The 14,867-nt window shown below is 74.9% G+C and carries 12 protein-coding genes; 6 read left to right on the top strand and 6 right to left on the bottom strand.

Features of this window, described 5'->3' with window-relative positions; genetic code table 11:
• Positions 1 to 215: 215 nt before the first annotated feature.
• On the bottom strand, positions 216 to 1,163 hold the full coding sequence (locus tag ACFYYT_RS07150) for a 2-hydroxyacid dehydrogenase (RefSeq protein ID WP_351824966.1): 948 nt from the start codon (positions 1,161 to 1,163) through the stop codon (positions 216 to 218).
• A gap of 73 nt (positions 1,164 to 1,236) precedes the next feature.
• Between ACFYYT_RS07150 and ACFYYT_RS07145 the strand changes: the two genes are divergently transcribed.
• From ACFYYT_RS07145 to ACFYYT_RS07135, 3 genes are all read left to right on the top strand, one after another.
• On the top strand, positions 1,237 to 2,244 hold the full coding sequence (locus ACFYYT_RS07145; RefSeq protein ID WP_351824968.1) for an aldo/keto reductase: 1,008 nt from the start codon (positions 1,237 to 1,239) through the stop codon (positions 2,242 to 2,244).
• 180 nt (positions 2,245 to 2,424) lie between these two features.
• Positions 2,425 to 3,678 (top strand): PQQ-dependent sugar dehydrogenase, encoded by a 1,254-nt coding sequence (locus ACFYYT_RS07140; RefSeq protein ID WP_351824971.1) that lies wholly within the window; start codon positions 2,425 to 2,427, stop codon positions 3,676 to 3,678.
• 52 nt (positions 3,679 to 3,730) lie between these two features.
• Positions 3,731 to 3,958: a DUF6191 domain-containing protein gene (locus tag ACFYYT_RS07135; RefSeq protein WP_351825027.1), complete on the top strand. Its 228-nt coding sequence runs from the start codon at positions 3,731 to 3,733 to the stop codon at positions 3,956 to 3,958.
• Here ACFYYT_RS07135 and ACFYYT_RS07130 read toward each other — a convergent pair.
• The 5 genes from ACFYYT_RS07130 to ACFYYT_RS07110 form a co-directional block, all read right to left on the bottom strand.
• On the bottom strand, positions 3,955 to 7,008 hold the full coding sequence (locus ACFYYT_RS07130; RefSeq protein ID WP_388607081.1) for an AAA family ATPase: 3,054 nt from the start codon (positions 7,006 to 7,008) through the stop codon (positions 3,955 to 3,957). The genes ACFYYT_RS07135 and ACFYYT_RS07130 overlap by 4 nt on opposite strands.
• Positions 7,009 to 7,085: 77 nt before the next feature.
• Positions 7,086 to 7,253: a hypothetical protein gene (locus ACFYYT_RS07125; protein WP_351824977.1), complete on the bottom strand. Its 168-nt coding sequence runs from the start codon at positions 7,251 to 7,253 to the stop codon at positions 7,086 to 7,088.
• A gap of 261 nt (positions 7,254 to 7,514) precedes the next feature.
• Positions 7,515 to 8,129, bottom strand: a complete 615-nt coding sequence (locus tag ACFYYT_RS07120; RefSeq protein ID WP_351824980.1) for a hypothetical protein — start codon at positions 8,127 to 8,129, stop codon at positions 7,515 to 7,517.
• A gap of 88 nt (positions 8,130 to 8,217) precedes the next feature.
• Entirely contained in the window at positions 8,218 to 10,446 is a 2,229-nt protein-coding gene (locus tag ACFYYT_RS07115) for an MMPL family transporter (RefSeq protein ID WP_351824983.1), read from the bottom strand.
• 239 nt (positions 10,447 to 10,685) lie between these two features.
• Positions 10,686 to 11,081: a signal peptidase I gene (locus ACFYYT_RS07110; protein WP_351824986.1), complete on the bottom strand. Its 396-nt coding sequence runs from the start codon at positions 11,079 to 11,081 to the stop codon at positions 10,686 to 10,688.
• A gap of 60 nt (positions 11,082 to 11,141) precedes the next feature.
• On the opposite strand from ACFYYT_RS07110, the gene ACFYYT_RS07105 reads away from it, so the two are divergent.
• The 3 genes from ACFYYT_RS07105 to ACFYYT_RS07095 all read left to right on the top strand — a co-directional run bounded on the left by ACFYYT_RS07105 (position 11,142) and on the right by ACFYYT_RS07095 (position 14,803).
• Complete coding sequence (locus tag ACFYYT_RS07105) at positions 11,142 to 11,951, top strand: GNAT family N-acetyltransferase (protein WP_351825030.1); 810 nt, start codon at positions 11,142 to 11,144, stop codon at positions 11,949 to 11,951.
• Positions 11,952 to 12,038: 87 nt separating this feature from the next.
• Entirely contained in the window at positions 12,039 to 14,204 is a 2,166-nt protein-coding gene (locus ACFYYT_RS07100) for a penicillin acylase family protein (RefSeq protein ID WP_351824989.1), read from the top strand.
• On the top strand, positions 14,201 to 14,803 hold the full coding sequence (locus ACFYYT_RS07095; RefSeq protein WP_351824992.1) for a GNAT family N-acetyltransferase: 603 nt from the start codon (positions 14,201 to 14,203) through the stop codon (positions 14,801 to 14,803). Before ACFYYT_RS07100 ends, ACFYYT_RS07095 begins: the two co-directional genes overlap by 4 nt.
• The last annotated feature ends 64 nt before the right edge of the window (positions 14,804 to 14,867 follow it).

Genomic DNA, 14,867 nt, shown 5'->3' with positions numbered 1-14,867 from the left:
GTCGGATCCTTCGTCCATTGGCCGTGCATCGCCCGTCGCCCCCCAAAGTGTCCGATCACTCCCCAGCGCCAGACGTACGTGGCGCAGCCCCTTGTTCCGGACGATACACCACTTTCGTCACTCAGCGACATACCTTCTCTACTCTCCGTTACCACGAAGGGGGTTGTGGACACCGCGCGCATTCGGGTGGTCGCGCTGCGTGCCCGCCGGTGCGCCTAGCCGGTGACGAGGACGGTGTTCTCCACCGGCTCCCCGGCGGCGAACCGGGTGAGCTGCCGGGCCACCAGCCGCTTCGCCCGCGGCTCGAACGCCGAGCTGCTCCCTCCCACATGGGGCGTGATCAGGACATTCGGAGCATGCCAGAGCGGGTGGCCCGGCGGCAGCGGTTCCGGGTCGGTGACGTCGAGCGCGGCGCGCAGCCGCCCGGTCTCCAGCTCGGCCAGCAGCGCCCCGGTGTCCACGACCGGGCCGCGCGCGACGTTCACGAGCAGGGCGCCGTCCTTCATCCGGGCCAGGAAACCGGCGTCCACGAGGCCCCGGGTCTCCTCGGTCAGCGGGGTGCAGAGGACCACCACGTCCGCGTCGGGCAGCAGCCGGGGCAGCTCGGCCAGGGCGCGCACCGGCCCGTGCGGGGCGGCGCGGGCGGAGCGGGCGACGCGGGTGACGGTCCCGGTCTCGAAGGGGAGGAGCCGGTCCTCGACGGCCGAGCCGATCGATCCGTAGCCGACGATCAGGACGGACCGGTCGGCGAGCGCGTCGTAGAAGCCACCGCGCCACTCCTCGCGGTCCTGGCCGCGGACCATGCCGGGGATGCCGCGCAGGCAGGAGAGGACGAGGGTGAGGGCGAGTTCGGCGGTGCTCGCCTCGTGCACGCCGCGGGCGTTGCAGAGCCGGACGCCCGGGGGCAGGTCGTCGAGGCCGCCGAGGATGTTGTCGATGCCCGCGGTGAGCGTCTGGACGACCTCCAGCGCGGGCATGTGCGCGAACGGGCGCAGCGTCACCGCCTGGGACTTCATGTACGGGGTGACGTAGAAGACACAGTCCGCGGGGTCGGCCGGGAACGATTCCTCGCCGTCCCACCGTCGGTAGCGGAAGGAGCCGGGGAGACCTTCGATCTCCTCGGCCGGGAAGGGGAGCCAGACGTCCCCGGTCGCAGCAGTCATGATCACGAGGCTATGCGAAGGGATGCGGACCGAGCCGTTAGTTTGAGGTCCGGACCGGGAGGGGGACGCAGGGGTGGAGCGCAGGGCGATCGGGGCGGGACCGCTGACGGTCGGGGCCATCGGACTCGGGTGCATGCCGATGAGCTGGGCCTACGCGCCCTCGCGCCGCCGGGGCGAGGAGTCGCTGCGCACCGTGCACACGGCGCTGGACCTGGGCGCCAGCCTGCTGGACACGGCGGATCTGTACGGGCCCTTCACCAACGAGCTGGTGGTCGGGCGCGTGCTGCGGGAGCGGCGGGCGGAGGCCTTCGTGTCCGCGAAGGTGGGGCTGCGCGCCGGGGAGCAGCACGTGGTGGCCGACGGCCGGCCGGGGTACGTGCGGCGGGCGTGCGACGCCTCGCTGCGCCGGCTGCGGACCGACGTCATAGACCTGTACCAGCTGCACCGGGTGGATCCGGACGTCCCCGTCGAGGAGACGTGGGGCGCGATGGCGGAGCTGGTGGGCGCGGGGAAGGTGCGGGCGCTCGGCTTCTGCGCGCTGGGCGCGGGGGCCGGGCCGGGGGCGGGGCGGCGCGGGGACCGCGGCTACCGCTCGACGCTGCGTCAGCTGGAGCGGGTCCAGCAGGTGTTCCCGGTGACGGCGGTGCAGGCGGAGCTGTCGGTGTGGTCCCCGCAGGCGGCGTGGCAGCTGCTGCCGTGGTGCGCGGCGCGGGGGGTGGGGGTGCTGGCGGCGATGCCGCTCGGCAGCGGGTTCCTGACCGGGACGCTGACTCCGGGGCAGGGGTTCGAGGACGCCGACGTACGGGCCCGGCACCCCCGGTTCACGGCGCACGCCATGGCGTCGAACCAGGTGCTGGTGGCGGGGCTGCGGCGGGTGGCGCGGCGGCACGGGCCCGAGGTCACGGCGGCGCAGGTGGCGCTGGCGTGGGTGCTGGCGCAGGGGCCGCACGTGGTGCCGGTGCCGGGGGCGGAGCGGGCGCACTGGGCGGCGGAGAACGCCCGGGCGGCGGAGGTGCGGCTGACGGCCGCGGAGCTGGCCGAGATAGCGGCGCTGCCGGCGGCGGTGGGGGCCTGGGACTGAGCCGCGGCCCCCTGCGGTCGGGGGGCCTGGCGGGCGGGCGGGGTTCCTGGCGGGCGGCGGGTTCCTGGCCGGAGCCGCACAACCACTCGATCGGGTGTACGAGTGGTGGAACTCGATGATGTGCCCGTGAGGTTGAGAAGGGTGGAAGGCGGGACCGGAGGACCTGAGGGGAGTGGGGCCATGCGGTACGGACGAGGGACCGAGGGCGGGGCGGTCGGTGCGCCGGGCGCCGGTGCGGTGGGGTACGGGGGCGGGCGCGCGCGGCGCCGGGGCGTGCTGGCGGTGTTCGCGCTGGCGGGCTGCGGGGCCCTGCTGACGGCCGGCTGTTCCGCCTCGGGAGGGGCGCCGGCGGGTACGGGCGGCTCCCCACCGGGCCCCCCGCCCGCGGGGGCGTCCTCGCCCGGCGCGACGGGCCCGGCGCAGCGGCCGGCGGCCCCGGCCCGGGGTTCGGTGACGGTGTCGGGCGAGGCGGCCAAGGGGCTGCGGTCGCCCTGGGGCGTGGCTCCGCTGCCGGGCGGGGACCTGCTGGTCGCCTCCCGGGACAAGGGCACCATCAGCCGGGTCCGGACGGACACCGGGGCGGTGACGGAGATCGGCAAGGTGCCCGGGGTGGCGCCGGGCGGCGAGGGCGGGCTGCTGGGCCTGGCCCTGTCCCCCTCCTTCGCCTCGGACCGGCTGGTGTACGCGTACTTCACCACCGAGTCCGACAACCGCATCGCGCGGATGCGCTACGACGAGCAGCGCGCGCCGGGACAGCAGCTGGGCGCCCCGGACACGGTGCTGCGGGGCATTCCCAAGGGCGTCGTGCACAACGGCGGCCGGATCGCCTTCGGCCCGGACCGGATGCTGTACGCCGGTACCGGGGAGACCGGGGACAAGGCGCTGGCCCAGGACAAGAAGTCGCTGGGCGGCAAGATCCTGCGGATGACCCCGGACGGGCAGCCGGTGCACGGCAATCCCGAGGCCGACTCCGTCGTCTACTCGTACGGGCACCGCAATGTGCAGGGCCTGGCCTGGGACGAGGACAAGCGGCTCTGGGCCGCGGAGTTCGGCCAGAACACCTGGGACGAGCTGAACCTGATCGAGCCGGGCGGCAATTACGGCTGGCCGGAGGCGGAGGGGAAGGCGGGCAGAGCGGGCTTCCGCGATCCGGTGGCGGTGTGGAAGACGGACGAGGCCTCGCCGAGCGGGATCGCCTGGGCGCAGGGGTCGGTCTGGATGGCCGGGCTGAAGGGCGAACGGCTGTGGCGGATCCCCCTGAAGGGGGCCGTACCGGCGGCGGAGCCGGAGGCATTCCTCCAGGGGAAGTACGGGCGGCTGCGCACGGTGGTCTCGCTCGGCGGGGACAAGCTGCTGCTGGTCACGAGCGAGACGGACGGGCGCGGCTCGCCGGAACCGGGCGACGACAGGATCCTGACCCTGACGGTGAAGTGAGCGGCTCGTGCCCCCGAGGGGGCGGAAAGGCACGGTGGGCGCGGTGTTCAACATGATCCAGGAGCTGTTCGGCCCGGGTTCGCGGCACACCCGGGAGGAGCAGAAGCGGCTGGAGCTGTCCCGGACCGATGTGACCGACGGCGATCCGGGGCGGGGTCCCATAAACCTCGACTCCGGCACGGTCCTCATACGCCCGGACGGGGACGGCCCGGACGGCGAAGGGCCGGACGGGGACGGCCCCGAGGGGCCCCGGGCGGGCCGGGAGGCCGGGGCTCCTTAGGCGCGGTCCGCCGGCGCGGCCGGGGTGAGAGGGGCGAACAGGCGCAGCCGGTGCGCGAGGGCCGCGGCCTCGCCCCGGCCGGCGACGCCCAGCTTGGCCAGGATGTTCGAGACGTGCACGCTGGCCGTCTTGGGGGAGATGAAGAGTTCCTCCGCGATCTGACGGTTGGTGCTGCCGACGGCGACCAGCCGCAGGACGTCGCGCTCGCGGCTGGTCAGGCCCAGCGCTTCGAGGGGGTCGGTGTCCTGGGCGGCGGGGTCCGGGCGGGGATCGTCCGGGGCCAGCGGGAGCCGGGCGCGCTGGGCGAGCAGGGCCAGGTCCTCGCGGAGTCGGCGGCAGCCGAGCCGGTCGGCGGTGGCGTGGGCGTCGCGGAGCAGGGCGCCGGCCTGCTCCCGGTCACCGCCGGAGGCCAGCAGGGCCTCGGCGAGGCGGTGGCGGGCCCGGGCCAGCAGGTAGGGGCGCTGGAGCGGGCGGGCGGCGGCCTCGACCCCGGCCCAGTCGGCGGGGGTGTCGCGGCCCTCGGCGCGCAGCAGCTCGGCGCGGAGGTAGTCGGCGTGGGCGGCCCACACGGGTACCGGGGTGGCCAGGGCCTTGGCGGCCGTGCGCAGCAGGGCCACGGCCTCGTCCCGGCCGGCGTCGGCGGCGGGCAGTCCCCGGGCGTCGGCCTCGGCGGAGGCGGAGGCCAGCAGCAGGGGCCAGGCGTAGCGGTGGTGGCCGAGGGGGAAGCCGTGGGCGACGGCCCCGGCGGTCTCGGCCCGGAGGTCGGTGAGCCGGCCCTCGGCCGCGGCGATGCCGATCGCCAGCCGGTGGAGCGGCAGCCGGTGCTGGGGCTGGGCGTCGTGGGTGCCGAAGTGGGTGTGGGCGGCGGCCAGCTGGTGGGCGGCCTCGGTCAGTTCGCCACGGGCCAGGGCCAGGTAGACCAGACGGGCCGCGGCCATGCCGCGCGGGGGCGCGCCCTGGCCGTCGCGCAGGGTGCGGCGGGCCTCCGTGGCGGCCTCGTCCCAGCGGCCGAGGCTGTACAGGCTCTCGGCCATGTTGCCGCGGAGCCAGGCCTCGGTGTCCAGGAGCCGGGACTTGGCGACGAGCCGGATTCCCTGTTCGGCCAGTTCCACCGCGTCGTGGGACCGGCCCATCGCTTCGAGTTGGGAGCTGAGGTTGATGTGTGCGCGTCCCGCGAGCTGGATGAAACCGAGTTCGGCGGCGCGGTGCATGACGGCCCGCATCTCGGCGAGGCCGCGCTCCGGGTCGCCGGAGTCGACGAGCAGGCTGCCGTGGGTGATCCGGGCGCCGAGTTCGGTCTCCTCGGCGCCGACCATCCGCGCGTACTCGACGGCGCGTTCGGCGGCGGCGAGGTTGTCGGGGCCGGGGTTGTGGAGCATGCCCCAGCCGGCGGCCCGGACCAGGACGTCGGCGTGCACCTGGGACGGGGGCAGCCCCTTGACCAGCTCCTGCGCCCTGGCGATCTCCTCCCAGCCGTCGCCGCGCGCGAGGTTGGCGACCAGCCGGGAGCGTTCGGTCCAGAACCAGGCGGCCCGCAGCGGGTCGGACCCGTCCTCGTCGAGGATCCGCAGGGCCAGTTTGACGAGTTTGAGGGCGCGTTCGCGCTCGCCGCCGAAGCGGGCGGCGACGGTGGCCTCGGCGAGCAGGTCGAGGCGCTGGAGGGGGGTGGTCGCCGGATCGCAGCCGCAGGGCGGGTACACGTCGGTGTAGTCCGCCGGGCGCAGGGCCTCGCGGACCTCGTCGGGGGCGGTGTCCCACAGGTCCATGGCCCGCTCCAGCAGGGTGAGCTGCTCGGAGTAGGCGTGCCGGCGCCGCGCGGTGACCGAGGCGGCGAGGACGGCGGGCAGCGCCTTGGCGGGGCTGTTCGCCGCGTACCAGTAGTTGGCGAGCCGGATGACCCGTTCCTCGGCGCGGACCAGCGTCTCGTCGGCCTCGACGGCTTCGGCGTAGCGCCGGTTGACGCGGGCGCGTTCGCCGGGGAGCAGGTCGTCGCTGACGGCTTCGCGGACCAGGGAGTGACGGAAGCGGTAGCCGTCCCCGTCGGAGGTGGCGAGGAGGATGTTGGCGCCGACGGCGGCCCGCAGGGCCTCGATCAGTTCGTCCTCGCCGAGCTGGGCCACGGCGCGCAGCAGGGCGTACTCGACGGTGGAGCCGCCCTCGGCGACGATGCGCACCACGCGCTGGGCGGCGTCGGGGAGCACCTCGACGCGGACGAGCAGCAGGTCGCGCAGGGATTCGGTGAGGCCGGTGTGGCAGCCGCTCTCGCGGGAGGCGACGAGTTCCTCGACGAAGAAGGCGTTGCCGTCGGAGCGGTCGAAGACCGAGTCGACGAAGGTCTCGTCGGGTTGCGCGGAGAGGATCCCGGTGAGCTGGCGGCGGACCTCGGCGCGGTTGAAGCGGCGCAGTTCGATCCGCTGGACGGTGCGGAGCCGGTCGAGTTCGGCGAGGAGGGGGCGCAGCGGGTGGCGGCGGTGGATGTCGTCGGCCCGGTAGGTGGCGACGAGGACGAGCCGGCCGCTGGCCAGGGTGCGGAAGAGATAGGCGAGCAGGTGCCGGGTGGAGGTGTCCGCCCAGTGCAGGTCTTCGAGGACGAGGACGACCGTGCGGTCGGCGGCGAGGCGCTCCAGCATCCGGGCGGTCAGCTCGAAGAGCCTGGCGGTGCTCTCCTCGTCGTGCGGCCCCCGGGGGGTCTCGCCGAGTTCGGGGAGGATCCGGGCCAGTTCGTCCTCCTGGCCGGCGGCCGCGGCGGCGAGTTCGTCGGGGAGCCGGCGCAGCAGGGTGCGCAGGGCGGTCGAAAACGGGGCGAAGGGAAGGCCCTCCGCCCCGATCTCCACACAGCCTCCGACGGCCACCACGGCTCCGTGGCGCGCGGCTTCGCCGAGGAACTCCTCGGTGAGCCGGGTCTTGCCGACACCGGCCTCTCCTCCGACGAGCAGGGCCTGCGGCTCCTGACCGGCGGCGCGGGTCAGGGCGTCCACGAGTACGGCCAGTTCGTCGGCTCGGCCGACGAACACCGGGCTGACAGATCTGGTCTCCACGTCGCCGAGCATCGCACACGAGTGCGGTTCGACGGGACCCGTTATCGGTGCGCTCCTCATCACGGCCGGATCGCGGTCCGCGGCGCGGCCTACGCGGCGCGGGTGAAGAGACTGCGGTGTGCCCTCACCGGCCTTTCGGATTCCTGGCCGCGCGAGGAGGCGGCACGCGCCTTCTTGGCCTCCATCGCCATCCGGAACAGCTCGGCCTCGCGGATGAGGTCGGCGCGGCGGGCGGTGGCCATCTCGTACTCGAACATCTCGTACTCCCTGGTTGCGTTTCTCGGGCACCTCGTTCGGTGTGATCCAAGATTCGCGTCCCAGAGGGGTCCGCCGCATGGGGCGCATGCCGCATCTGTGGGATGCGGGGTGCCTTAGTCCCCGGCCCCAAGTCCCCGGGGGGACTTAGGGAGGGGCCGTGCGGGGCCGGGGGACGGCTAAGGCGGTGCCTAGGGGTGCGCCTGGGGGAGCCCAGGGGTGCCCGTCGGCGTCCGACGGAGCCCGGCTGTGCCCGGCGGTGCCTACTCGGCGGCCGTGGGGAGGGCGACGAGGAGGTCGAAGTACATGAGGCCGAAGACGAGGACGCCGATGATGCCGAGGGCGACGGCGGCCCAGGCGACGGAGCGGACCCAGACGGGCAGCACCCGGCCGGGGGCGCCGAAGGCGGGGCGGGCCAGGACGAAGACGGCGATCAAGAGGGCCAGGGTGGCCAGGACGCCGTTGACCAGGGCGGTCATGTGCCAGGCGTCGCCGTACAGGGCGGCGATCTTCGCCTTGGCGGTGGTCGCGCCGGCGGACTCGATCTGGCCGATGAGCGTCTGGCGCTCGGCGATCACGCGGGACACCCAGCTGCCGCTGAGGGCGACGAGGGCGAGAGCGGCGGCGACGATGGCGGAGGCGGCGGAGCCGACGCCGGAGCCCTGCGCGGCGGCCCCGGCCGCCGGGTCGGCGTCCTGGTCGAAGTCCTCGTCGGCGTCCTCGTCGGCGTCCACGTGGGCGTCCGCGGCGGGCGTCCCGGCGGGCGTCCCGGCGGCGGCCTCGGGGGTGGTGGCGTCGGCCGGGGTGTTCGGTGCCGCCTTGTCCTCGGCGGTGTCCGCCTCGGCGGCGGTCGGGGCGGCGGTCTTCGTGGTGTCCATGCCGGGCACGGTAGGGGGCGTTTCTGAGAGGTTCCTGAGAAGCTCCGCCCCCCACGGAGCTCCGCCCCGCGCGAGCCCGCCCCGTCCGTCAGCGGGACACCGGGGCCGCCCGCTCCCGGTCCGGGTCCGGCCGCTGCGCCGGAAGCGTCGCCCGGGGGCGGTGTTCGGGCGGCTCGATGCTGATGCGGGGCAGCCGGCGGTCCAGCCAGCGGGGGATCCACCAATTGGCCCCGCCGAGCAGGTGCATGAGGGCGGGGACGAGGAGGGTGCGCAGGACGAAGGCGTCGAGGGCGACGGCGACCGCGAGCGCGATGCCGAACATCGCGATGAGCCGGTCGCCGCTGAGCACGAAGGCGAGGAAGACCGAGATCATGATCACGGCCGCCGAGTTGATCACCCGGCTGGTCTCGGCGAGTCCCACGCGCACGGCCCGCCGGTTGTCGCCCGTCTCCAGCCATTCCTCGTACATCCGGCTGACCAGGAAGACCTGGTAGTCCATGGAGAGTCCGAACAGTACGGACACCATGATCACCGGGAGGAAGGGTTCGATCGGGCCGGCGCTGCCCAGGCCCATGAGCTCGCTCCCCCAGCCCCACTGGAAGACGGCGACGACGACGCCGAAGGAGGAGGCGACGGCCGCGACGTTCATGGCGGCCGCCTTGAGCGGGATGCCGAGCGAGCGGAAGGCCAGCAGCAGGAGTACGCAGCCCAGCGAGATGACCACGCCCACGAACAGCGGCAGCTTCCCGACGATCACCCCGGCGAAGTCGTCGTAGCCGGCCGTCACCCCGCCCACGTGGGCCCGCATCGAGCTGCCCGCCGCGGCGCGCGGGATGACGTCGCGGCGCAGGGTGTCGACCAGTTCGCTGGTCGCCCGGGACTGCGGGGCGGAGCGGGGCACGACCGTCAGGACGGCGGTGTCCCCGCTGCGGTTGAAGACGGCGGGACCGGCCGAGGCGACGCCCCCGGTGGTGCGCACGGCCTCGGCGAGCCGGTCCACGGCGACGTGGTCCGCGGCCCCGCCGAGGCGGGCGACGACGGTGAGCGGGCCGTTCGTACCGGGCCCGAACCCTTCGGCCAGCAGGTCGTACGCCTTGCGCGTGGTGGATCCGGCCGGGTTGTTGCCCTGGTCGGAGGTGCCCAGGTGGAGCGAGAGGGTGGGCAGCGCCAGTACCGCCATGAGGAGGGCGGCGAGCAGGCCGAGCGGTTTGGGGTGGCGTTCGACGAAGGCGGACCAGCGGGCGGCGAACCCGGTGGGCGTCCCGGGCCGGGGGCCCTCGGCGGCGAGCCTGCGGCGTTCGCGGCGCGAGAGGGCCCGCGGGCCGATGGCGGAGAGGAGGGCCGGCAGCAGGGTGACGGAGGCGGCGACGGTCAGGACGACCGTGAGGGACGCGGCCATCGCGACCCCGTCGAGGAAGTTCAGCCGCAGCACCAGCATGCCGAGCAGGGCGACGCAGACGGTGGCCCCGGCGAAGACGACGGCGCGGCCGGTGGTGGCGACGGCGCTCTCGGCGGCCTCGGCGACGCTGAGCCCGCCCGTCAGCCCCTTGCGGTGCCGGGTGACGATGAACAGGGCGTAGTCGATGCCGACGCCGAGGCCGACGAGGGTGCCGAGCATCGGCGCGAAGTCGGCGACGGGCATGGCGTGCCCGAGGAGGGTGATCCCGAAGTAGGCGCTGCCGACGCTCACCAGGGCCGTCGCGATGGGCAGCAGGCTCGCGGCGAGCGAGCCGAAGGCGAGGAAGAGGACCAGGGCGGCGATGGCGACGCCGATGACCTCGGCGAGGTGCGGGCTGGGCGCCTCGGTGAGCCCGACGGCCCGGCCGCCGAGTTCCACCTGGAGGCCGTCGGCGCGGGTGGTGTCGTTGCGGGCCGCCTCCACGACGGCCTTGGCCTGGGACTTGGGTACGGAGTCGGCCTGCCGGTCGAAGGTGACCACGGCGTAGGCGGTGCGCCCGTCGGGGCTGATCTGCGCGGCGGCGGGGTCCGGCCCGTAGGGGCCGGCGACCGATCCGACGCCGGGGAGGGCGGCGATGCTCTCCAGGGCCCGGGTCATGCGCCGTTCGACGTCCGGTGCGCGCACGCTCTGGTGGGCGGGGGTCCGCCACACGACGGTGTCGGTGTCGCCGCCCTGGCCGTGGAAGCCCTCGCGCAGGAGGGCGTGGGCCCGGGCGGATTCGGTGCCGGGCACCTCGTAGTCGTTGGAGAACGCGGTCCCGGCCGCGCCGGCGGCCGCGGCGCTCGCGCCGAGGGTGAGCAGCCAGATCAGGACGGTGACCAGACGGTGCCGCATGCACCACCGTGCGATTGCTGCCAACGGACGTGCTCCCTGGTGGTTCGCGTCCTCACCGGGGTACGGCCCGGGACGAAGGACGCTGGAACAAACGCGTCAACGGACGCGTGAACTCGCGAGCTTCGTTCCGTACGGTCGTGAACTGCCGGACGCGCGAGGGGCGCGGATGGTCTGCGCCCACATCAGACGATCTCAGCGTTTGGTGATCATTGGCCTGTTTCGTGTGCATCGTCACAGGCCGGAGCGGTGGCGCGGGACCTTGGTCAGCCGGCCGGCGGGACCGAAGGCCGGGGATCCGCCCGGTAGCCGGGGACCGAGGGCCACCGCACGGTGAGGACGACCGAGTCCTCCTCCGCGTACCAGGAGTGGTCGACGCCGCGCCCCCAGACCACGTAGTCCCCCTGCTCCGCGAGGACCACGGTCCGGCCGGGGAACTCCAGCCGGAACCGGCCGCTGATGAGGACCTGGAGGGCGGTGCGCCGCTCGCCGGTGACCCACCGGGCGCGCTCGTCGCCCTGGGGGTGGACGCCCCACTTGATCTCGACGTCCTCGCTGTGCCGGGGGTCTCCGGGCTCCTTGAAGTGCCCCAGGAGCCAGCCCCGGTCGGCGGCGGCGTCGGGGGTGGCCCGGCCGGTGTAGATGGCGGATTCGTCGTTCACGGGGCGAGGTTAATGCAGTTGGCAGGCCCGGTCCCAAACTGGTCAGCTGCTCCGATGACGATGGATCCCGATGAACTGCTGAAGGTGCGCGACCACTACGACGCGCGGATGCGGCGCGACGCCCCGCCCGACGCGCCGGGGGCGCGCGTGGAACGGGTGGGGGCGGTCGTCCGGCAGACCGCGCCCGGGGTCGGCTGGAACGGCGTGCTGTGGTCGGACCTCGACGAGGCCACGGCGGACGCGGAGATCGCGGCGCAGGTGGCGCACTTCGCCTCCCGCCCGCCACAGGAGGGGGGCGGCGAGTTCGAGTGGAAGCTGTACTCCCACGACCGCCCCGCCGATCTCGGGGAGCGGCTGCGGGCGGCGGGCTTCGTGCCGGAGCCGCCGGAGACGCTGCTGGTGGCCCGTACGGCCGAGCTCGCCGGGCTGCCCGTCCGGCCGCCGGAGGGGATCACCCTGCGGGTGGTCACCGACGAGGCCGGGGTGGAGCTGATGATGGAGGTCCACCACCGGGCCTTCGGTACGCGCCGGCCCCGGATCCGGGAGCAGATGCTCACCCTGCTGCGGGACGAGCCCCACACGATCGAGGCCGTGCTGGCGATGGCAGGGGAGGTTCCGGTGAGCGCGGCCCGGATGGAGATGCGGCCGGGCAGCCCCTTCGCCGGCCTGTGGGGCGGCGGTACGGACCCCGAGTGGCGCGGCCGGGGCATCTACCGCCTGCTGGTGGCCCACCGCGCCCGGGTGGCCGCGGCCCGCGGCATCCCGTACCTCCAGGTCGACGCCTCGGACGACAGCCGCCCGATCCTGGAACGCCTGGGCTTCGGCGTCCTCGGCGTGACGACCCCTTACATCTGGCCCGCGTCCGCCTGATCCGGCCGCGCGGGGCGGGGGCGGACACACCACCCGCACACACCCCTATAGTTAGGTCAGCCTAACCTAAGACGCTTGGGGAAGAGTGTGAGCAGTGTGAATACCGAGGCCTACGAGGTCTTCCGTGACGGCTGGGGCGTCCCGCACCTCCGCGCGTCCGACCCCCTCCGGCTCTCCTACGCCCAGGGCCGCGTCACCGCCGTGGACCGGGCCTGGCAGCTGGAGGTCGAGCGGCACCGCGCCCAGGGCTCCAGCGCCGCCTTCCTCGGGGCGGAGTGCGTCCCCTGGGACCGGTTCGCCCGCCAGGCCCGCCTGGACGACACCGCCCGGCGCTGCTACGAGGCCCTCGACCCCGGGACGGCGACCTGGGTCCGCGCCTACGTCGACGGCGTCAACGCGGGCCTCGCCGAGGGCGCCGCCCGCGACGGCCGCTTCGCGCGCACCGGCCACACCCCCGCCCCCTGGCAGCCGTGGGTCCCGCTCTCGGTCTGGGTCGCCACGCACATCCTGTTCGCGGGGTTCGCCACGAAGCTCTGGCGCGAGCGCGTCGCCCGCGCCCTCGGCGACGGCGCGGCCACCCTCTTCGCCACCGACGGCCCGGGCACCGCCGGCAGCAACGGCTGGCTGGTCCCGGGCGAGCGGACCGCCTCCGGCGCGGCGATCATCGCGGGCGACCCGCACCGGTTCATCGAGGATCCGGGCGTCTACCAGCAGATACGCCTGGCCTGCCCCGAGTACGACGTCCTCGGCCTGGCCGTGCCGGGCGTGCCGGGCCTCGGCCACTTCGGGCACACCGGCAGCGCCGCCTGGGCGATCACCAACGCCATGTCCGACTACCAGGACCTCTACGCCGAACGGCTGCGGCCCGCGCCGGACGGCGACGGGGTGGAGGCCCTCGGCCCGGACGGCGGCTGGGAGCCGGTGGCCCGGCACACCGAGACGATCACCGTGGCCGGGGGTCCGGACGTCGAGGTCGAGGTCCTGGAGACCGCCCGCGGCCCGGTGATCGTCCGCCCCGAAGCCCCGCAGGCCCCCGAAGCCCCGCAGGCCGCCGAAGCCGACGGCGGTACCCCCGAAGCCGACGCCGAAGCGGACCCCCCGCAGACCCTCTCCCTGCGCTACCCGCCCCGCGTCCGCGCCGACCTCGGCTTCGCCGCCCTCCCCGCCCTGCTGCGCGCCCGCACCGTCGCCGACATCGACCGCGCCCTGGACGGCTGGGCCGAGCCCGTGAACGTCGTCCACGCCGCCGACACCGAAGGCGGCCTGCTGCACCGCGTCGCGGGCGCCGTCCCGGTGCGCGATCCGGCGAACCGGCTCCGCCCGGTCCCCGCCTGGGAGTCCGCCCACGCCTGGCGCGGCTGGGCCCCGACCCCCGCCGAACCCGTCCAGGGCTTCGCCGTGATGGCCAACGCGCGGGGCATCGCCTCCCCGCTCGGCGTGGAGTTCGCGCCGCCGCACCGCGCCGACCGCATCCGCGAACTGCTCAGCGGGTCGGCCGACTGGACCCCGAAGGCGATGGCCGGCATCCACGCCGACACGTTCCTCGCCTCCGCCGGGCCCCTCCTCGCCCTGCTGCCCGGCCTCGACGGCCTCTCCCCCGCCGCCGCCGCGCTGCGCACCCGACTGCTGTCCTGGGACCGCCACATGGCGGCCGGCAGCACGGACGCCACCGTCTTCGCCGCCTTCCGGACGGCGACGGTACACCGCTTCGCCGCCGACCCCGTCTTCGCCGGGCTGGCCGGCGCACCCGAGGGCCCGGAGGTGTTCCACCCCTGGCTCCACCTCCTCCCGAAGGTCGGGTACGCCCTGGAAGGGCTGCTCGGCACCGCCCTGCTGCCCGGCCTCGACCGGGCCGCGCACGTCCGGGCCGCGCTGGAGGAGACGGCGGCCTCCGCGGCCCCCGAGGCCGCCTGGGCCCGCGTACACCGGCTCGCGCCCTGGCAGGCCCTGCCCGGCGCGGACGCCCCGGACGCCCCGGGGGCCCCGGACGACTGGCCGGGCCTGGGCGGCGACCACGACTGCGTCAACGCCACCTCCTCCGTGCCCGGTTTCACCGACCGCTTCGCCCGCGCCTCCGCGGCCCGCTACGTGTGGGACCTCGCCGACCGCGACAGCAGCCTGTGGGTGGTCCCGCTGGGGGCGGACGGCGTCACCGGCTCCCCCCACCACCTCGACCAGCTCCCGCTGTGGGCGCGCTGCGAGCTCGTCCCCGTCGTCACCGACTGGTCCCTCCTCACCAAGGAATCCGCATGACCACCACCCGTCAGCCCGTGCACCACGAAACCGTCGAGGGGTTCGGGACCGTCACCCTCACCCCCGTCGACCCCGCCGCCGACGCCGCCCTGATCCACAGCTGGGTCAGCCAGGAGCGGGCGCGCTTCTGGGGCATGAACGGGGCCGGCATCGACCTGGTGCGGGAGATCTACGAGGACGTCGACCGCCGCACCACCCACCACGCCTTCATCGCCGCGCTCGACGGGGAGCCGGTGGCGCTCTTCCAGACGTACGACTGCGCCGAGGACCGGGTCAGCGAGTGCTACGAGGTCCAGCCCGGGGACGTCGGCGTGCACCTGCTGATCCGCCCGGACGGGGGCGCCCCCCGCGAGGGCTTCACCGGAGGCCTGCTCACGGGCTTCCTCTCCTACCTGTTCCGCGACCCGGCCGTCCGCCGGCTCGTCGCCGAGCCGGACGCGCGCAACGCCAAGGGCATCGAGCGCCTGGTGCGCACCGGCTTCGAGCTCGGCCCGGAGGTGGAGCTCCCGGAGATCGACCTCCCCGAGGTCTATCTCCCGGCCAAGCCCGCCCGGCTGGCCTTCCTCAGCGCGCGGACCGCTCACCGGGGAACTGCGTGATCAGTGCGGCCCGTTCGGCCGGGCGCCCGGCGAAGGGGAGTTGCCCGGTGGGCAGTTCCGCGTA

This window comes from Streptomyces sp. NPDC002032 (assembly GCF_042890765.1).
Classification (GTDB): Bacteria; Actinomycetota; Actinomycetes; order Streptomycetales; family Streptomycetaceae; genus Streptomyces.
This window is presented reverse-complemented; position numbering and strand designations above follow the sequence as displayed.

What these genes read in the sequence shown, in the direction of transcription:
- ACFYYT_RS07140 (WP_351824971.1), top strand. Translation starts at nt 2,425, where the DNA reads ATGCGGTACGGACGAGGGACCGAGGGCGGGGCGGTCGGTGCGCCGGGC.
- ACFYYT_RS07130 (WP_388607081.1), bottom strand. Translation starts at nt 7,008, where the DNA reads ATGCTCGGCGACGTGGAGACCAGATCTGTCAGCCCGGTGTTCGTCGGC.
- ACFYYT_RS07150 (WP_351824966.1), bottom strand. Translation starts at nt 1,163, where the DNA reads ATGACTGCTGCGACCGGGGACGTCTGGCTCCCCTTCCCGGCCGAGGAG.
- ACFYYT_RS07125 (WP_351824977.1), bottom strand. Translation starts at nt 7,253, where the DNA reads ATGTTCGAGTACGAGATGGCCACCGCCCGCCGCGCCGACCTCATCCGC.
- ACFYYT_RS07120 (WP_351824980.1), bottom strand. Translation starts at nt 8,129, where the DNA reads ATGGACACCACGAAGACCGCCGCCCCGACCGCCGCCGAGGCGGACACC.
- ACFYYT_RS07135 (WP_351825027.1), top strand. Translation starts at nt 3,731, where the DNA reads ATGATCCAGGAGCTGTTCGGCCCGGGTTCGCGGCACACCCGGGAGGAG.
- ACFYYT_RS07105 (WP_351825030.1), top strand. Translation starts at nt 11,142, where the DNA reads ATGGATCCCGATGAACTGCTGAAGGTGCGCGACCACTACGACGCGCGG.
- ACFYYT_RS07095 (WP_351824992.1), top strand. Translation starts at nt 14,201, where the DNA reads ATGACCACCACCCGTCAGCCCGTGCACCACGAAACCGTCGAGGGGTTC.